We start from the raw sequence: 17982 nt of genomic DNA on the forward strand, positions 1-17982 counted from the left end.
CGTGTCGATGAGCTGTGGATGGCGGGCGGGGTAAACGAGCCGACCCTGGTCGGGCGCCACGCGGCGCCCGACCAGGGCATCGGGTCAGTGCCCGTCGACGAAGCCGACCGCGACGCTGGCGACCGTCACGGTCGGCGTCTCGGCGGCCAGCCAGACCTGTACCGGGCGTCCGTCGCGCAGGCGGTAGTGCAGCAGGTAGGCGTCGGGCTGGATGACCATCCGGGCGCCCATCAGCGCGTCGGTGAGCATGTAGGTGCCCTCGGTCCGGCTGAACCCGTGGGCCGACAGGTGGCGGGCCAGTTCGGCGGCGCGGCGCTCGCGCAGCTCGCCGCCCGAGGTGTGAAGGAAGCGGTAGTCGTCGTCGGCTGCCTGGACCGCGTCGACCGCCCGACACAGTCGCTTGATCGTGGGCAGATAGCCGGACGTGCTCCGGTTGCCGGGGACGGTGCGTAGGTCGAACTCCGCCACGTTCTGCGCCCGGTCCCAGTCGTACTCGCCGCGCCGGCCGGAGTCCGGGGCGAACCACAGGTGCCCGTCGACGCCGCGGAAGTACGCCATGCCGTGCGCGGCGACGTGGGCCAGCGGGACGGGAAAGTCGGGTCCGAAGCGGAACCGCTCGTAGGCGAAGCCGTCGCGCGTGCCGTACGTGGTAGGTAGCCCGTCGCCGGCGGGCTGACCGCGCAGCATCGCGCGCACTGCGGTCATCTCCTGCTCGTGGTGGCCTGGCCGCGTTCCGGTGACCGCCCGGCGCAGCCAGTCGACCAGCGGCGCGACGTCCTCGACGTCGAGCACCGCCTTTTCGTCGGCGAGCAGGGCGGACAGCAGATCGACGGCGATGGCGTCCGGTTCGCAGGCGGCCAGCGCGCCGGCGACCGCCGACGCGACGTCCAGCGCGACCAGGTGCGCCGGCCGATCCGGATCAGCACGCTGCACCCTGGAATGTTGGAGCAGCGAGCGGTCGAGGTCGGCGGGAACCTGGATCACCTCGCCGAGGGCGGTCTCGGTCTGGGTGTCGAAGTAGCGGGTGGCCGGGCCGCCAGCGGCGTTGAGTGCCTTGGCCTCGGGGCCGTCGGCGAAGAGGTCGCCGTACCACAGCAGTTCGCCGGCGGGGCCGCGTATTGCCTCCAGGGTCACGCCGAACCAGGTGTCGTCGTGGTCCCAGGCGAAGTGCAGCGTGTGCGCGCCCGGCAACGCCTGCGCCACCAGGTGCGCGGCGCGGCCGGCTGCCAGGACGAATGCCCGGTCGGTCGCGCGGGCGCAGGTGGCGCGCTCGCGGGCGATAGCGGTGTCCAGCTCGCGGGGATGGTGTCGGGGTTGGGCATGGTGCTCCTTGCGACATCAGGCTTCTGGTAGCGGGCCCGGTTGCCGACCAAACCCGCTCTATAATAATACCCTATAGGGCGATGCTGCGCCAGCGCGCCGCTGGCGAGACGGCGTCAGGCAGTCGCAGGCCGGTCGGGGTGCCGGCCGCATCATGCCCGTGCGGGTGAACCCGCGGCGCCGGGTAGGTCGCACCCTGGGGTTCGTCGGTCGGTGCATGGTGTGCACTCGCCTGGGCTGGGGCTAAGTCGTTGGCGGCAGCGGCGCTCGGGCGCGTCCGGGTGCCGTGCTGGCCGCTCTTGTCGGAGCAGGGCATCGAGGGTGCTCGGCCGTTCTATTGGCCGAAGTGCGGTAGCGATGGCGAGTTCGTCGACAAGGTGGTCACGGTGGCGCGCCGGGGCATCGACCTTCCGGCTGCCCCACGTTGGCACCGGCGGTGCTGTGCTCGATGATCTGGCCAGCGACGCGACGGGGGAGGTTGCCCGCGGTGGCGACGGCCAACTCGATCTGCGGGACCTCATCGGCTGACGGCTGGTAGCGGCGGGGTCGTACCCGTGCCGGACCGACGGTGACCAGCGGAACCCCGTTCTGCACAACCGGTCGCTGGCCTCGATCCGGCCCGCCCCCGGGCCGGCCGGCTTCGACGTGCGGTGGACGAACTGCCCGCGCTGCGCGGTGCCGGTTCTCGTCAACACCCACCAGAGGGTGCGGTACTGTCCCGCGCACGCCCACGCCGGGCCGTGGCAGCTCGCCAGCGCGACCGAGCCGGCCACCCCGTGCGGGCGCAGGCCACGCTCTTCGACGCCCCGAGGGCGTCACGGGGTGCCCAACCTCGATGGACTTGCCCTACTCCACAGCTTCGTCGTCGGCGGTGGCCTCGTCGTCTGCCTTGCGGCGAAGGCGCCGGACGACCTGCATACTGACGTCGGTGCCGAGCCGGCTGCTCAGCTTCTCGGCGAGTTCGCGAAGGGTGGGCCGCACATCGGCGCCTGACTCGGCGAGCACCGCCTGTAGGTCGGCGACCTGCGGTCGCCGACCAGGCTTGCGCCCGCTCGTGCGCCGGGTAGCGGGAAACGCCCACTTCCAGCCGGTAACGCGCCGCCAGCGATAGACGAAGCCCTGAACCGGGGCGCGTTCCGGCGGCCAGACGTCAGGCCGCGGGAGGTAGCCGTCCTTTCCGCGTTCCCAGGCCGGAATCGAATCCTCGACATAGCGTTTCATCGACCCCAAGGTGATGCCCTTGAGGTCGGCAAGTTCGTCGACGCCGATCAGCTCGTTGGGGTCGCCATCGAGAGCGGGAGCGGGAGCAGGAGCGGGTCGCAGCACCGCGTCGAGTTCGTCGAGCGCGAAGACCTCCTGCCCGTTGACCCTCTCCGGCAGCGGCTCCGGCCATCCGAACACCGGCCGGCCCTTGGGCGACGAATATCGGGTGACGGTGTTCGGCGCGAGCCCGAGGTGCTCGGCTGCGCCCGCGCGGTTGGTGGCCTTGCGGCCGCCGACGATCCAGGTCTCCACCGTCTCCACCGTCTTCCCGGCCCTGATATGGCGACGGCCGGGGCCATCCACCCGCTTGCGGGTGGCGGCAAGGCCCCGGCCATCTTCCAGAAGCCCGACGCGGGCGTCGCCACCCCGCCGGTGCCCCGTCAGTGTATAGGCCGCAGCCGTCCAGGGCGGCATGGGTGATGCCTGGCTCGCTCAGGCTGGCCGCCCACCTCGCCGCGGATGCTGCCGTCGGTGCCCTCGCCGCCGCCCCATGCGATGCCGCTGAAGTCCGCGGCGGCGGTTTGGCGAGGATGTGTGCGACGGCGTCTCGGATCCGGGTCATGAAGGCGGTGTCGGAAGTGAGGGGTGTGGCGTCCAGCGTGCCGGATCCGGGTGACAGGCAAGGTGGGCGTGGCTGTGTGGCGTTGACGGTGTGGTGGCGTGCCACCATGTTGGCGTGGAAGCCTGGCTGCCTGCGCCACTCGACGCTGGTCGTGTGTCTCTGCGTCGTCCTGGTCCCGACGATCTGGCCGGGCTTGTCGCGCTTCTCACCGACGGCGAGGTGCGCCGTTATCTTGGTGGGCCCGTGGAGCGGCGGACGGCCGAGCGGCGAGCTGTCCGGTTGGTTTCCGAGCCGGCGTGGGGACAGTTCGTGATTGTCGATCGGGTCACGGATGAGCTGGTGGGCAGTGACGACCTGAGCCGCAAGCGTGGTCCTTGGGAGATCTCGTATCAGCTCTCGTATCAGCTGCGGCCGTCGTCGTGGGGGATGGGTCTGGCGTCTGAGACGCTCAGCGCGGTGCTCGACTGGTACTTCGCCACGATGGGCGAGGACTTTTGATCGCGGTGACCCAGGTGTCGGCGTACAGGTCCGAGTGCAGAGGTAGGTACAGCTGCAAGTGCACACCTCGCCGATCTCGACCTACGCACGATGACCGCCCCTCGGCTTGGCGGCGATCCAAGTCGGTGACGTTGCGTGAGGGATTGCTGGCCCAGCCAATCCCTCGACGTGCGGATCTGGCTCCCCTCTGTGTCAAGACGCTGCCGGGAGGAGAGTTCTATCCTGGGTGGCGGCGGGTCCGGGAAGTGACTTCTCCGAAGAGCCGGCTGGGGGATGTGAGTCGGTCACGCTGGAGCCAGTTGTCGTTCCCTGTTGTCCTCCCGGGCCCGCTGCCGTGGCCGCTGTGGTGTCGTTGATCATGGTCCGGTAGATGATGTCGGACAGGCGTCGTTTCAGCGCCCGCATCGCCTCCATCGATGTCTTGCCGGCTGCCTTCTTGCGGTCGTAGTAGGCGCGGCCTTCGGTGGGGTTGCGTAGCTGGACGGTGGCCATGATGTGCAGCACCCGGTTGATCTGTCGGTTGCCTGCTCGGGAGAGTCGGTGGCGGACCTGTTCGCCGGAGGACGCGTCGATGGGGGCGGTGCCGTTCCAGGAGGCGAAGTGGGCCCGGTTCGGGAACCGGGTGATGTCGGCGACCTCGACCAGCAGCCGGGCGGCGCCGGACGGTCCGATGCCGTGCAAATCCATCAAGGTGGTGCCAGTGGACGCCACCAGATCCTTCAACTCTTTGTCTGCCTCCTTGGAACGTCGGTAGACCCGTTCGAGGTCACCGATCAGCTCCGCGGCGACCCGCCGTCGGGCCTTACCGACCGCGTCACGGGGCCGGACGGTGGCCAGCAGCGCCTTGGCCTGGGCGGCGGACAGGCTCTTCTTCGCCCCACCCGGGATGAGTTCCAGCAGCAGTTGATGCAGCTGGGACACCATCCGGGTGTGATCCTCACCCAGACAACGGCGCCGGTCGACCAGAATCCGCAGCAGAGCCAGTTGCTCATCATTGACCACCGGGCGCAGCCCGGTCATGCGGGTGCCGACCAGCGCGATGGAGTGGGCGTCGGTGGCGTCGGTCTTGCGGCCCTGCCCGGTGGCGAACACCCGCGCCCTGGCGGACAACTTCGGCGGCACGTCGACGACCTGCTCACCATCGGCCAGCAGCCGGGTGGCGATGTGCCGGCCGATGCCCTGGCAGCCCTCGATCGCCCAGACCCGGTCCGGCCACTGCGTGGCGTAGGTCCTCATCGCCGTGTAGCCGCCGCGGTCGGTGTCGAACCGGCCGCCGCCGACGATGGTCTCGTCGCCGGCCATGACCTCGATCGTTGCCGAGCGCTTGTGCGGGTCCATCCCGATGACCACACGATCTGACGTGAGACTCAACGCGTCCTCCGATGCTCGATCCACCTGTGTTGTCGAGCCGGGAGGGCAACGCTACTTCGAGCCGAGCAAACCCCTCTTGAGCCTCTCCCTGCCCTGGGGCGACGCCCGGGCCGCGCAGGCCAAATGAGAGCCACACGACCAGCGTGGGCAGCCGATGAGAGAGCGACAGCCCGGGCGCCTCGACCGAAGCCTGGCCGGGCCACGGTCGCAGGTCAATGAAACAAGTAGCCGATGAGAGTGCGTGGTGACGCCGAGAAGCCAACCACGCGCAGACTATGCTCGATCAGTATCAGAAGCCGGGGCTGGACCGCTAGCCGACGCCGCCGGGTTCGTGTAGTCACGCTGACGAGGTGGACTGTTGTCGATCCGCAGGATATCGGCTGCCGTAAGGTAGGTCCACATGATGCAGGTTTCCGCTTCGGCGCGGGTTACGGCATCATGGACCCCCTTGCTGGACAGCTCGTTGAGCCGCTTCAGTCGGTTATCCAAGCTGCGGAATGTCTCCTTCACCAGATCGGCGTGGGTGCCGCTCCGAAGGCGTTGCGTTACATATTCGAGAAGCCGATTGCGATAGAGGTCGTCGGACATACGGCGCTCCCTGCCGTCGATACCGATGACCATCTGGTTGGTCGCAGGGTAAAGAGCATCAGCGAGCGCCTTAATCATCCGACGGCAGGAGGTCAAGGCATGGGCGAGGTCCTCGGGTTGGCCCGATTCGACGGCCTTTTCGGCCGCGCGGAACTTCTCCAGCGCGTCGGGTGCCAGTCCACGCAGCCTGCCTTCGATGTACTCCCGTGCCCTGTCGAAGATATGAGGGCGACGCTGGCCTAGCTCGATTTGGCGCTCGGTTTCGACGAGGAAGTCGTAAACGTCCTGCTTGACCCGCTCAAGGAGGTTCTCTAGATCCCGCCGAAGGGGGAGCAACTTCGCGACTGCGGCATCATAACTGCGCGCGACGTGGTAGGTGTCAATCGGCGTGAGGTTGTCCGGCGGCTTTCGGTAGCTGTCGCCAACCTCGGCGATTTGCGCGAGGAGTGCCTCGATCTGGCTGATGCTCTCAGCGCGTACCTTGTCCCGCTGGCCGCTGACGGTCCGGATAGTGATGTGTCGCCGCGTGGCAGCAAGATATAGCCGCTCGGCCTCCTCGGAGCCCAGCAGCAGCTCCAAGTTCGCGCGCGCGTCCCGCAGCATCGCGTCGCTGACCTTGCCTGTGGTCATGTCCTGGGTTTCGGGGATGAGGCGTATCAGCGCTGCATAGTCCTGTCGCTTAGCGGCGATGCGGATGGCGCGCCGCAGGAGGTTGCTCGTGCTTGCACTCGGATCGTCGAAGGCGTCCAGGGCCTCCTCGACAAGCTGCTCGATGGACTTCCCTGTCACCTCGGTGCCTCTTTCATCGCTGTGTGAGCCTTCGTCAGAAAGTGTGCCAGCGGTGAGAACGAAAAGACGTCGCTCCTCGCCTGGCTCGTGTTGCCGACCCGCCGATCTGCCCCAGGCTCGCTGGCTGCAAGAACGGCGGCCCGCACTGGCATCCAAAAGACTTACCGTCTGGGCACCCAGCTATGCAAAATCTCGCCCATATAATCTTCGGTCCCGTCTGGCTTCACGCGATATCCCGGGCCGGTGTTAAACCGTATGACTGGACGCCGAGGTGGCAGGTTCAGCAGCTCCAACTGCCGTTCTCGTCGAGGATGACCGACCACCACTTGATAACACGCCAGCGTCATGTCGGCGTTGCAGGCTCGCACGCGTTCTGGCTCAATCCACGTCACCGGCTCTCGGGCCTGGTGCGTCAGCAAGAGCTGCATCGCGGGACTGATCGGGAAACGCACCTCCTCTGCGTTTTCTAGGCCGAAGCCTTCGAACTGGTCGCGAGGCGTCGGGGCGCGCCACAGCACAAGCGGCGCGTCCGAGGTAATGAGCCGTGGTTTGCGGGCGACTTCCAAACTCCAACGCATGCGGAGCATGACTTGCTCTACCGCTTCTACTGTGCTGAACGCCAACCGAATCGCGTTGTCCTTGGTGAACAACTCCCGCTCGCGGAGCAGGTACTGCGTCAGGTCCAGCGCGGCACGTACCTCGCTGTCCCGGGGGCTGAATCCCAGATGCTCCCGTTCCAGGTATTCCGCCATCAGGGCGGCGTCGATTTCTCGGCTGCCGGCGTAACGTGCCACTCGCTCCGGAAACATGATGCGCTCGCGGTGCAGCGGAGTCCTGGTGAACTGCACCGCCAGGAAGGTGGCCAGTGTGCTCCGCGCGGACGATCCGATAGGAGGCGCCTGCTGGCTTTGCTCCACTTCGCGCAACGCCATGATGGCTTCACCCTCAAGGCCGGCGAGACCCCGCTCAATGGCGTCGCTCGGCAGACCGTCGTCGCCCAAGACCTCGTAGAATCCAGATTCGACAGCGACGTTCTTGACGCTGGTTGCGTACATCGCCGGCCGGCGCCGACGGCGCACCAGGACCGAACCGCCCTCACCGAAACGGGCGAGGTAGGCGGCCGGCACGTAGTGGTGCCGCTTGGCACGACTCATGGTCGCAGACGGTACCGGGGACAACCGACAAGGCGTCGCGGCGGGTAGACCAGTTGACGGCCCAACCAGCACCACTCCGATGATCGACAGAGCGCACGCAGTGCACTCTCATGCTGCCGATGACCTCCAGAAGGAAACGCCGGCCGCCCAGAAGGTGCAGCGCCGGATGCCCACTAAGCCTTTCCGAGTAACGGTGTGAGGACTTGGAGTAGCTGCTCGACCAACGGCCCAGACGCGCCCGGATCCGTTGCGGTGCAACGGAAAGACGCAGAGCCCCGGTATGAAGGTGGTCCTTCCCGGGATCACCGTCATCGAGGTTCTGCGTCGCTATGAGTGTCACATACACCGCCGTCCTGCCCGTACGCGAGGCGACCGTGTCGTTCCTGTCCGGCCTCCTGCACGCGCAACGGCAACGGCTCGGCACCCGCGCCGGGACCCGGTCGTTGGGCTGCTTCAAGCAGGCCGTCTTGGTGATCCGCTGGTTGATCGACGGCACCCGCATCTCGCAACTGGCCGCCGACAACAAGATCAGCCGGTCGACCGCGTACACGTACCTGCATGAGGGCATCACCGTGCTCGCCGCCCAAGCCCCCGGCCTGCACTCGGTGTTGCTGGCCGCGAAGATGGCCGGCTACGGCCACGTCAATATTGACGGCACGCTGATCGAGACCGATCGGTGCCGCACCCCCGGGCCGACACCCGGGGTGGATCTGTGGTGGTCGGGAAAGCATGACAACCACGGCGGGAACGTGCAGGTCATCACCGCTCCGGACGGATGGCCGCTGTGGACCTCACCGGTACGCCCGGGGCGTGAACACGACACCACCGCCCTACGCGAGCACGGCATCGGGCCGCTGCTGCGCACCTGGACCGACGGCGACCTACGGCTCCTCGGTGATCTCGGCTACGAAGGCGAAGCCGACACGATCACAGTGGCGTTCAAGAAGCCACGCAACGGTGCCTGCACCGACATGCAGCAGCAATTCAACAAGGCCCACAACGCAGTCCGCGCCATCGGCGAACGCGGGAACTCCCTGCTCAAGACCACCTTCAAAGCATTACGCAACGTCAGCCTGTGCCCCTGGAGCATCGGCCGGATCACCGCTGCAGCCCTGGTCCTGCTCCACATCGACCACGCCCGCACAACATGATCACCCAACGCCACCAACCGTTACTCGGAAAGGCTCACTGTGTGGGCTGCCGTTCCTGTCGTGGCGCGCTGGCGGGTGGTTGCGGGTAGGACGCCCGCCAGCGTGATCAAGAGCACGAAGCTAGTTAGTGGTTCTTCCGGACCGCTTGCCACGCCGCGCCGGGCAGCGCAAGTATCCGGTAGAGCGCGTATAGCACCCAGACGGCGGCCAGAGCCACACCGATGAGGATGACCGCGCCGCCCAGGTAGTGGGTGCTCTCCAGGATCCAGCCGCCGGCCAGCAGGACGGAGCCCACGACGACGGCCCAGGCCAGGATGCGGCCGGCTTTGGTTAGCGACATCCACAGGCGGGCGTTTGCGGGGCCGTCTGGCTCCGTCGGGTCGCCGACCTGGGACTGCAGGGCGAGGCTGTCGATGTCGCCGGCGGCGGCCCGGTCGGTGGCATGTGGCGACTCGCGTAGCACTGCCGACAGGGCGCGCAGGTCGTCGTGGTGGCGAAGCCGTCCGGTCCGCGGATCGCCGAGTAGCGCCACGGCGTGCGGGAACCCGAGCAGCCACGCCTTGCCGTAGCCGCGTTTCGCCCCCGGTGGCAGCACCACGACTTTGCCGCCGTGCATGTCGTCGCGGTCAGTGCGGTCGCCGATCACCCGAACGATTTCCGTGCCGGCGATCGCCACCTCGGTGTCGACGAGGTCGGTGGCATGGCTGAACAGCGTGACGAACTGGGCGTACGCGGCGACGACCGCGAACAGGCCCAGTACCGCGACCGCAGCGCCGAGCAGCTCGTGCAGCCGAGCCGTGACGCCGGTGAGCAGCAGCGCAGGGACGACGGCGAACAGGTACCAGCCGACGAAGACCAGGAAGCGCCGCCGGTTCAGCCAGCGCTGCGTCCGCACGCCCTGCGCGCCAGGTGGGAAGGCGGGGAGAGCTTTCCCGCCGTCCGGCCGTTGCCGGGCGTCCTCGCTCAGCATCATCACGTTGAGGCGGTGGACCCGAACCTCAAGGCGGTCACCGGCCAGACTCGCCAGGTCGCGGACGAACTGCTTCTCCTCAATTTTCGGGTCGGCCAGGTCGAACAGCCGCACCGCCGGTCGCCCGTCCACGGTGGCCCGCAGGTCACTCGGAACGTCCAGGCTGACGCCCGGGTCCGGCACCAGGTAGAGCGCGGGGCCCGTGCGGCGGTGACCCCGCCCCTCGATCTCCCGGTTCTTGATCACCACCGCTGAGATCTCGGCCCATCGCAGGTCACGTCGGTACCGGCCGATCCGCACGGTCCAGCCGTCCCGGTCGACATCAACCTGAAACCGCTGCAACCCGTACCCGAGAAAGCTGACCGCCGTGAGCAGGACGATCAGCGAGAGCACGCCAGCGCAGAGCCGCCCGGACACCGAGCCGTGGACAGTGAACTGCAAAATCACCAGATGACCGACGAACCCTACCAGAAACGCCGCGGCAACCACCGCGAATACGCGAGAGCCGACTGGACGGCGCAGATACACCCACACATCATCAACGAACCAGGCAACTCAACCACGGCCTCGTCCTCGGTGAACCGCACGGCAGCCCGGCGGCGAAAGCCGACGTAGTCGACCTAACGTCCGAGGTCTTCACTCTCATGCCGCCGACCGAGCGCTACGGTCCGCTGCAGGTGGCGACCTGCCACCCGCCGACAACCCCTCGGACCGTGGCAGCATACGTGGTCGCCCTCGCCCAAGGCCGCCACTGCAACTTACTGCGCGGCGTGCGTGGCGATGGTTGGCTGCGTCACTACGATGTGGACTGTGGACTTGGAGGCGTTGTCGTGGATCGGTGGCATAACGGGTGCTGCGACAGGCATTCTTGCACTCGTCGTGAGCGTGCATTTCACTCGGCGAGCTACCCGAGCGGCCGAGACAGCTGCGGCTTCGGTTAAGGAGACGGCAGAGCTTGAGGCTGAGCGCCGAAATGCCGAACTGACGCCTCACTTCGTGGTGTCCGCGATGGCGCGTGATCACGGCAGCAACCGGGTTGTTCTCACCCTCGCCCTCGAAGGACCCGCCGGCCTGCCGGGCTTGGACGAAGTCGTCGTCCGAATTCGGAGTGATCAGCCCCCAACCTCGCTGTTGGCAGGAAGCCCGAGTCAGCAGCAGATGGCCGACACGGTCTGGGGACCCTACCGGCTTGTTCCCGGTGTCGACCAATCGGACAAACTCGGGCAGACTGCGGCGGCCTTTGCCTTACGACGCGGCGAGCGGCACAAGCTCGAACTCGAACCAAGCTTGCCGCCGACGTGGACAAGCGCAGACACCTGGGCGAGTCGATACGACGAGTCCCCGATCCAGCTTGAGCTTCTTTGCGCCCGAGCCAGCGGCAAGCCCTGGACCCTCCTGCTGGAGGTTGACCAGCCGCAGGCCACGTTTGATGCTGTGGCCTCCCACAGGTCGGGCGGTTCGATCGTGATCACGTTTACCAATGTCGGCAATGCTCCGGCTAGCAAGATGCGCTTCACGGACAACACCGGGACCGAGCCTCACCTTGAGGGGCAGGCGGCCGACGTGGTGCGACCAGGAGAAGTGACACAGCAGGTATGGATTTCCGACACCTACGAGCACATCACGGAGTGGGTGGAGCTGTCATGGACGGACATGCGAGGCGCCCGCCAGTCATTGAAGGCGCGGCTCCCCGACTAAATAACCTCACCGTCGAGCAGCCGGGTTCGCGGCAGCTTCGCCTGTTCTGGGCAACTACGTGATTCAGCTGCCCTCGACCGCACCCACGAACTCAGCGAGATCGGGTACTGGACCGCGCCGTGGGCGCGTGGACAGGGGGTCGCCGTACGCGCCGTCCGGGCCGTGGCCCGGTGGTCCTTCGAGGAACTGAAGCTGCGGCGGCTGCTCTGACTATCCCCAGTTGGGTTAGTCCGTGGTGCTCATCTCACCGAGTCGGCGAGTCACGCGCGCTACTCATCCGCGATAGCTTTCCACCAATTCCTTGATAGTCCAGGCAAACGTGTCTCCGACCGGCTGCACCCGACTTGCAAATGCTGAATCCGTACCGACAACGCATGTCAGGGCAGCACGACGCGGTGGTTCACGCTGAACTGGTGCAGTACACCTGACGCGATTGTCCAGACCACGTCCAGCAAGCCCTGGTCGTCGCTTTCGATCGGCACCTCATCTACAGCACCGATCATAACTGGGCTGGCTTGATCGACTGCACGCTCATGCCGCCGGTCGCGCGACCAACAAGACGGGATGGTAGCCGGGACTGGGCTCAGGCATCCGGGCGGGCACAATGCGGCGGTGTCAGATTTCTCTGAGCCGCTCGGCTACCGCCTTATCACCGGACCCGATGATGCTGAATTCTGCGCCCGCGTCAGCGGCCTTCTCGACCAGGGCTATCAGCTGCATGGGTCGCCGGCGCTGACCTTCAACGGTGAACGCGTCATCGCCGCACAAGCGTTGGTGCTGCCGCACTCCGTCGGCCCCGAGGCGTCCAAGGGCAGCGCCAGATAGAGCCGCACGCTCATGCCGCGATCCAGGCGCCGACCAGACTCTACTGGTCACGCAGCGTGAGCAGTGGAAGATAGGCCGCTACGTCCGCAGCCGAAGCGGCAGACAACCCGGCCTGTGTACGTCTGGCGTACCTGGTTCTGCACTGGAACCCGTACGCCGACACCCAGGACGCCAATGTTCGCTCGGCAAGGTGCCTGGAACGCAACGGAGCGAAGCTGCGACACCGGTTCGAGGAATACGGGGCGCTCCAGCGGTACTACGAGTTCCACCGAGACAGCCGGCACCAGCGGGCGTGACGAGGTTCTGTGTCCTTGCGGCGTGCAGGGCGGGATCATGGAGGTGTCCTGCCACGGTTGAACACGGCTGCCGGTGCCCCGCTCGACGATCGTTCCTCTGGCGCCGACGGTCGGGTTACGTCGGATGACACGGCCTTCGGCGGTGCGCTTGGCCGGTCGGCTGTGGTGAGTTCGCGCCACGAGCCGGACGACGACGGCGCGCGCAGGAGGCGGTTGACCATGTCTAGGGCCTCGGCCTGGCTGTCGAACTCCCAGCGCTGGCTCCTGCCGGTCTCGCTGTCGCCGGCGCGGGCGATGACCTTCCAGCGGGTTTGTCGGACGAGCCATATGTCGCGGCGCGCCAGTCGCCCCCAGGTGCCGTTCCACCACCTCCTGACCGTCTGATCCATGACCCGAATCGTACACATGTTCGATCATGTTTAGGTTGGTGGCCGGGAGATCGAAGGTCATTCGCAGCGGTCTTCGGCGCCTCTGCTGTGCGGTTCGCAGCAGTCGGGGCGGTGTCGGTACACCCGTAGGTCGTGACCCTGCCGGTGGGTGACCTCGGTGGTGATCTCGTGTAGGCAGGCCTGCCAGGTGACGGTTTCCCCGCCGCCGGTGACGGTCTGTCCGTCTCCTGGCCCGCCGCGTAGCAGCAGCCTCATGCCACCCACCGTAGACATCCAGCCTGCCCAAGGGCCACGGACTGGAGGCGGGACGCGCGTCAGCCGTGAGCCGCGGTACGGGAGCGGGCAGGTCAGGCGCCTGCCCGTCGGGAGCCGCAGGCGCAAGTGCGAGATGCCTGGGCGGGGCGATGGCGCTGGCCGGCCGCCAGTCATCCGGGTTGCAGGTGGTCGGGATCGATGTCCCGGTCCAGCAACCAGGCGCCGAGGGCGCCGATATCTCGGGGCTCACGCTCAGGCGCGGAGGCCACCCATCGGCCGGACTGCGCGTAGACACGGGCTCGACCGTCCGGCCAGATCTCCAACCGCCAACGGCGCCTTTCCCGGTCGGGCGGCGTGAACCACACCTGCACCCGCCGGGATACCCGCTGGCCCGCGGCCAAACCCCGCCGACGCCCAGGCGGGCCGTCGGGGTAGGAGCCGACCGACAGCGGCGCGTGCCCGTCGTCACCTCGGTGCAGAATGCCGCTTCGAGCTGTGCCCCGAATTGGTACTCACATTCCTCTTGCCCAACATTCTGAGACATAGTTGCTCAACAATGGCAATCACTCGCAAATGCTGTCCTCAGCCGACTCGACCTATCACCTTAGTTCACTGGCTCACTGTCTATGCAAACTCGTCGCGCAGCATGCTCTCGACCCGCCCCAGCATCTCGTCGTCGGCTGAAGCGAAAAGACCTAGCTAACCTGCCGAAGTTGGCGTCGTCAGCGGGTGCGATGGCGCTAAGGAAGTCCTCCCTCCACCGTCTCCCGGAGTGCCGCGTCCAGCGCCGACTCTCCGAACTCCACCTTGCCGCCCGGCCTCGGGCCTGTGACGACCCTGAAGGTCGCGGTGGTCCTCAGCCCAACGCTCTCCTGTCCGTTGTCGCGGGGGTTGGGACAGGGGGAGTCGACCCGGCGGGTCGTGTCCCTGCCGGTCGTCTCACGCTGGGCGGACCCTCAGGAGACTGTTCCCGGCGTCCGTGCCCCTCAGGACGGGCTCGACGCGGCCTCGGGCGGTGGGTCTGGATCATGGTCGGAAGGGCGAGGGCCTTCCGGGCCATCGGGAGCAAAGCGCAGCAGGGTTTCGACACGGGCGATGCGGAAGCGCTGGCCCAGGACGGTGACCTCGTCGGCGCGGCGGCGCTCGACGTGGTCGGCGGCCTTCTGGTAGGCGGCGTTCTGGTCGGAGGTGAGCCGGCGGCGCGGCTCGGCGTGGCGAAGGGCGTAGGCGAGTTCGTCGCGTGCCCATTGAGGAGTGGCGACGACATCGCTGACGGGCTGCCACGCCCCGTCGACGTGTTCGGCGACGGCGAATCGGGCGGGGAGCAGCGCGACGTTGGGATGGGAATGCACGGCGGCCACGCTGTCGGCGTACACGTCGGCCGGCACCTGGGCGCGCGGGTAGTGCGCGGTGAGCAGGTCGACTTTCAGCACCGCGGCGCCGACGCCGGTGGCTGCCGCCGGGTCGGCGATCACCTCTTCGTCGTAGAAGCTGTCGTGATCGGCGTACTCACGCGGATCGGGGTCGGTGGGACGCGGCGGTTCGGGCCCGTCGGGGCCGAAACGGGCGAACGTGTCCGCGCGTATCACACGGTGGATCTGCCCCGCGACGACGACCTCGTCGATCTTCTCCCGATCGAGGACCCGCGCGACGGCCGTCACCTCGGCGGCCAGGGCCGGGTCGGTGGTGTCGAGCAGTCGTTCCCGCAGCCGGCACGCCAGGCCGTTGCGGGCCTCCTGGGGGGTGTGGTCGAGCAAGGCATACACCTGCCACCGCCCGTCGCCGAGATCCACCGCGTGCCCGAACAACGGCGCCCCGACCCGGATGGCCGGGTACGCCTGCGCGCGGGAGACGGCGTCGTGATCGGTAATTGCACCGACGGGATTGTCGGGCCGCTCGACGCGCACGATCGCCGGCGACCGGGCCTGCTCTTCGTAACTCATGGGCGCCATTGTGTAGCGCTGCGGATAATGCTGTCATGCCGGCACGCGGCGGCTGAGCCACGGAACGAAGGCGGTCACGCGCCGGCGGTCGGCAACCACCGACGCACCTGCAAGCGTCCCGGAGCGGTACATCACCAACACATCCGCCTCGATGGGCGATCATGGTCGGCCGTCACCTTTATCAAGTTGGGCCAATAGTGGCAGAACTGGGCATAAGGTGACGGGCCAGGTGATTTGATTGTGCGGTCTGAGGGCCAGGGTCAGCGGACCGCCTTCGCGTGGTACTCGTCCACGATCTTCTGCGGAATCCGGCCTCGGCCGGAGATGTCCTTACCAACTTTCCTGGCCCATACGCGGATCGCTTTTCTGTTTCCCGTCGGCGCGCCTCCACTTCGACCACGAGCCGCCCGGCCACCGGCGGCAACGCCTCCGCGGCCTACCTTCGTGCCGTGAGCGACGTAGGAAACGAGCGCGTCACGCAATCTTTTGGGCGTTGCCGCTAGAGACGTCGATCTCGTATTGCACACCGTCGAGCGCGAACTTGACGGTCTCGTCCGCGTCGCCGCCGCTCAGGAGCATGATGATGTGCTGGTGGATTCGCCCAGCTCGCCCAGGGTCGAGAGCTGGGCGAAGGTCGGATGACCCACCTCGGTCCTCCGGACCCGACCGCCGGTCGAGGCCGGTATCAGCCACAGTCGGAGGCGGCACACCACCCGGGCACCATCAGCGGGTGTGACGAGGTTCTGTGTCCTTGCGGCGTGCAGAGCGGGATCATGGAGGTGTCGCCGCGGGGCACGGGCGGTCGTGTTCAGGGGACGTCGGCTTGGCGCGTGGTGATTGCCGCTGCTGCTTGTCCGGTGGCGTCGTGCCACCACCATGCTTGCCCGTTGACGACCAGGCAGGGGGCCGAGGCGGTGAGATCGTCCCGAACGCGAGCGAGGTCGGCACCGGGCATCAGGATGTGGACGGCTCCCGTGGCGGTGGGCAGCAGGTAGCCGTACCGGCCGTCTCGGTCGGCTGACGGATCGCGGTCCGCCGTCGCGGGCAGGTCAATTCCACGTTGCCGGAGGGCGTCGACAAAGGCGGACATGTTCGCCTCCGCTGCCGCTTCACTCGCCTCGTCCACCGGACCGGTGCCAAAGTTGACCATGACAGGAGAGTATCGTCGGCTTGCGAAAACGCTAGAGCCGCCCCACGCCGGACGGTCGTCGCTCTGGTGCCGGCGGTTGGGTTATGTCCGTGTCTGGCCTTCTGGGGATGACACGGCCTTCGGCGGCGAGCCGGGCACGGCCGCTGGAAACGAAAGAATAAGAACGGGTGTCACGGTCGTGTTGGTCAGCGGTGTCGTTCGCTTGCCGGCTGCGTCCGGTCACCGACGGGCGCTCGGTGACCGGACGCATCGGCGATTCCTGGCTATCAGCAAAAGACGCTCAAGGGCCGGCATGCGGCCTTCGTGCGTGTCGCGGAACAGATTCCGTCGGGAACACGAACGGGATGGGCCCGTGTCGCGGGGTCAGCGGCCTGCCTTCGCGTGGTACTCGTCCACGATCTCCTGCGGAATCCGGCCTCGGTCGGAGATGTCCTTACCGGCCTTCTTGGCCCACTCCCGGATCGCCTTGTTCTGCTCCCGGTCGGCGCTGGTGGCACCACGACCACGGGCGGCCCGAGCACCCACGACGACACCGCCCCGGCCTACCTTCGTGCCGTGGGCGACGTAAGCGCTGAATGCCTCCCGCAGCCTGTTGGCGTTGCCGCTGGACAGGTCGATCTCGTACTGCACACCGTCGAGCGCGAACTTCACGGTCTCGTCCGCGTCGCCGCCGTCCAGGTCATCGACCAGCTTATGAATGATCTGCTTCGCCACGTCTGGGCTATTCCTTTCGAACAGGGGTGGATCGCACAACGTGTGAGCACAATAACCCGTACCGCACTCGGCGCGTCAACACGGTCCGCTGGGCAGATCGTATAGACCGACTCGATGTCTTGAGAGGGAAACGCCCACCCCGCCGCCGGGGAATATTTCTGCTCGGTAGGTGAATAGCGACTTTGTGTTGACCGTGGGAGTCTGATCCGTGCGGATGCGGCCTCCTGTGTTCGTCGGGAAGGGGCCGAGCGGCCATTGTGGTGGCAATCCGTGACGGGTCATGCGAGTTCTGTTGCCGCCGAGGGTCTCCCTCGCGCCGCCACGTTGGTGATCGGCCGGGATCGCCACCGGGTGTCTCGGCCCATCCGGATCGGCACCGCCTCCGTGTCGACGCCGCCACGGTGGCGGCGATGACACGGTCGGGTTTGCCCTCACCGGTGTCGGCTGCGCGCGGCAGCGACGATTCGGTCGCTGACCGGTTGCCGGGGACCGCCGGCGCGGGCGGTCTGGCGTTGAGGGGTGCGGCGCATCCTCACTGTGGGTGGAGGTGCTGGTACAGGCCTGCGGGGTAGAGCTCGACGCCGAGGGCGACTTCGAGGCAGGCGAGAGTTCGCAGGTCGGGGTATTTGTCGCCGCGCAGCGCGCTGATGATGGTCGGATGGGTCAGTCCTGCTAGCTTGGCCAGCCCTCGGATGCTCACCGGCCGTGCGCGCATCGCCGTTTCGAGTCGATGGGCGAGTGCCTGGGAGTAGTGAGCACTGGCGGGTGCGTCGGGTCGCAGGGTCGCCTCGGGCCACTGGCCGTGCGCGATGTAGGCGTTGGGCGCTCTGTCGCTCCTGCCGCGTGGCACCCCTGCCCCTTGTGTCGAGCCCTTCGTCTTCGTCGTCCATCAGGGTGTTGACCGGGTAGCGGGATGGCACCTCGACACGCGCGGTAGTTATAGCTACCATCGGGGTTGGTGATCTTCGGACGCCTGCTGGCCGGGTTATGCCCGTTGCGATCCTGGGCCTGTGAGCCCTCATGCGAGGAGGAGCGCCGGCCAGCAC

General features: G+C 67.3%; 18 protein-coding genes and 2 pseudogenes. 6 read left to right on the plus strand and 14 right to left on the minus strand.

The window, feature by feature from the left end; translation table 11 throughout:
* Positions 1–84 precede the first annotated feature (84 nt).
* From ACQPYA_RS03870 to ACQPYA_RS03880, 3 genes are all read right to left on the minus strand, one after another.
* Positions 85–1203 (minus strand): hypothetical protein, encoded by a 1119-nt coding sequence (locus tag ACQPYA_RS03870; RefSeq protein WP_433531258.1) that lies wholly within the window; start codon positions 1201–1203, stop codon positions 85–87.
* A gap of 498 nt (positions 1204–1701) precedes the next feature.
* Positions 1702–1914, minus strand: a complete 213-nt coding sequence (locus ACQPYA_RS03875) for a hypothetical protein (protein ID WP_433531259.1) — start codon at positions 1912–1914, stop codon at positions 1702–1704.
* A 252-nt stretch (positions 1915–2166) separates the two neighbouring features.
* On the minus strand, positions 2167–2997 hold the full coding sequence (locus ACQPYA_RS03880) for a hypothetical protein (protein ID WP_433531260.1): 831 nt from the start codon (positions 2995–2997) through the stop codon (positions 2167–2169).
* A 262-nt stretch (positions 2998–3259) separates the two neighbouring features.
* Here ACQPYA_RS03880 and ACQPYA_RS03885 point away from each other — a divergent pair, with 262 nt between their 5' ends.
* On the plus strand, positions 3260–3643 hold the full coding sequence (locus ACQPYA_RS03885; protein ID WP_433531261.1) for a GNAT family N-acetyltransferase: 384 nt from the start codon (positions 3260–3262) through the stop codon (positions 3641–3643).
* Positions 3644–3835: 192 nt separating this feature from the next.
* Here ACQPYA_RS03885 and ACQPYA_RS03890 read toward each other — a convergent pair whose 3' ends face one another.
* The 3 genes from ACQPYA_RS03890 to ACQPYA_RS03900 form a co-directional block, all read right to left on the minus strand.
* The gene (locus ACQPYA_RS03890) at positions 3836–4981 is read right to left on the minus strand and encodes an IS110 family transposase (protein ID WP_433531262.1); all 1146 of its coding nucleotides are present in this window, start codon (positions 4979–4981) and stop codon (positions 3836–3838) included.
* A gap of 306 nt (positions 4982–5287) precedes the next feature.
* Positions 5288–6391, minus strand: coding sequence for a hypothetical protein (locus ACQPYA_RS03895; RefSeq protein ID WP_433531263.1), 1104 nt, complete (start codon positions 6389–6391; stop codon positions 5288–5290).
* A 161-nt stretch (positions 6392–6552) separates the two neighbouring features.
* Positions 6553–7545 carry a DUF4238 domain-containing protein gene (locus ACQPYA_RS03900; protein ID WP_433531264.1) on the minus strand — a complete coding sequence of 331 codons (993 nt, stop codon included), beginning with the start codon at positions 7543–7545 and terminating at the stop codon, positions 6553–6555.
* A gap of 329 nt (positions 7546–7874) precedes the next feature.
* On the opposite strand from ACQPYA_RS03900, the gene ACQPYA_RS03905 reads away from it, so the two are divergent.
* Positions 7875–8696: a transposase family protein gene (locus tag ACQPYA_RS03905; protein WP_433531265.1), complete on the plus strand. Its 822-nt coding sequence runs from the start codon at positions 7875–7877 to the stop codon at positions 8694–8696.
* A 124-nt stretch (positions 8697–8820) separates the two neighbouring features.
* On the opposite strand, the gene ACQPYA_RS03910 is transcribed toward ACQPYA_RS03905, so the two are convergent.
* A complete protein-coding gene (locus ACQPYA_RS03910) occupies positions 8821–10113 on the minus strand; it encodes a hypothetical protein (protein ID WP_433531266.1) in 1293 nt (430 codons plus the stop codon).
* Positions 10114–10116: 3 nt separating this feature from the next.
* Here ACQPYA_RS03910 and ACQPYA_RS03915 point away from each other — a divergent pair, with 3 nt between their 5' ends.
* The 4 genes from ACQPYA_RS03915 to ACQPYA_RS03930 all read left to right on the plus strand — a co-directional run bounded on the left by ACQPYA_RS03915 (position 10117) and on the right by ACQPYA_RS03930 (position 12189).
* The gene (locus ACQPYA_RS03915; RefSeq protein ID WP_433531267.1) at positions 10117–10281 is read left to right on the plus strand and encodes a hypothetical protein; all 165 of its coding nucleotides are present in this window, start codon (positions 10117–10119) and stop codon (positions 10279–10281) included.
* A 195-nt stretch (positions 10282–10476) separates the two neighbouring features.
* A complete protein-coding gene (locus ACQPYA_RS03920) occupies positions 10477–11364 on the plus strand; it encodes a hypothetical protein (RefSeq protein ID WP_433531268.1) in 888 nt (295 codons plus the stop codon).
* Between the two features lie 99 nt (positions 11365–11463).
* On the plus strand, positions 11464–11574 hold the full coding sequence (locus ACQPYA_RS03925; RefSeq protein WP_433533373.1) for a GNAT family N-acetyltransferase: 111 nt from the start codon (positions 11464–11466) through the stop codon (positions 11572–11574).
* 402 nt (positions 11575–11976) lie between these two features.
* The gene (locus tag ACQPYA_RS03930) at positions 11977–12189 is read left to right on the plus strand and encodes a DUF1737 domain-containing protein (protein WP_433531269.1); all 213 of its coding nucleotides are present in this window, start codon (positions 11977–11979) and stop codon (positions 12187–12189) included.
* Positions 12190–12649: 460 nt separating this feature from the next.
* Here ACQPYA_RS03930 and ACQPYA_RS03935 read toward each other — a convergent pair.
* From ACQPYA_RS03935 to ACQPYA_RS03965, 7 genes and pseudogenes are all read right to left on the minus strand, one after another.
* A pseudogene (locus ACQPYA_RS03935) lies at positions 12650–12874 on the minus strand (hypothetical protein); the annotation flags it as partial.
* A 57-nt stretch (positions 12875–12931) separates the two neighbouring features.
* Positions 12932–13129: a hypothetical protein gene (locus ACQPYA_RS03940; protein ID WP_433531270.1), complete on the minus strand. Its 198-nt coding sequence runs from the start codon at positions 13127–13129 to the stop codon at positions 12932–12934.
* Positions 13130–14115: 986 nt separating this feature from the next.
* Positions 14116–15072 carry a DUF5954 family protein gene (locus tag ACQPYA_RS03945; RefSeq protein WP_433531271.1) on the minus strand — a complete coding sequence of 319 codons (957 nt, stop codon included), beginning with the start codon at positions 15070–15072 and terminating at the stop codon, positions 14116–14118.
* Between the two features lie 260 nt (positions 15073–15332).
* Positions 15333–15651, minus strand: a pseudogene (locus ACQPYA_RS03950) (histone-like nucleoid-structuring protein Lsr2).
* 229 nt (positions 15652–15880) lie between these two features.
* Complete coding sequence (locus tag ACQPYA_RS03955) at positions 15881–16222, minus strand: hypothetical protein (protein ID WP_433531272.1); 342 nt, start codon at positions 16220–16222, stop codon at positions 15881–15883.
* Between the two features lie 363 nt (positions 16223–16585).
* Positions 16586–16936 carry a histone-like nucleoid-structuring protein Lsr2 gene (locus ACQPYA_RS03960; protein ID WP_433531273.1) on the minus strand — a complete coding sequence of 117 codons (351 nt, stop codon included), beginning with the start codon at positions 16934–16936 and terminating at the stop codon, positions 16586–16588.
* A gap of 532 nt (positions 16937–17468) precedes the next feature.
* Positions 17469–17786, minus strand: a complete 318-nt coding sequence (locus tag ACQPYA_RS03965; RefSeq protein WP_433531274.1) for a helix-turn-helix domain-containing protein — start codon at positions 17784–17786, stop codon at positions 17469–17471.
* Between the last annotated feature and the right edge of the window lie 196 nt (positions 17787–17982).

This window comes from Micromonospora sp. CA-263727 (assembly GCF_050942455.1).
Classification (GTDB): Bacteria; Actinomycetota; Actinomycetes; order Mycobacteriales; family Micromonosporaceae; genus Micromonospora.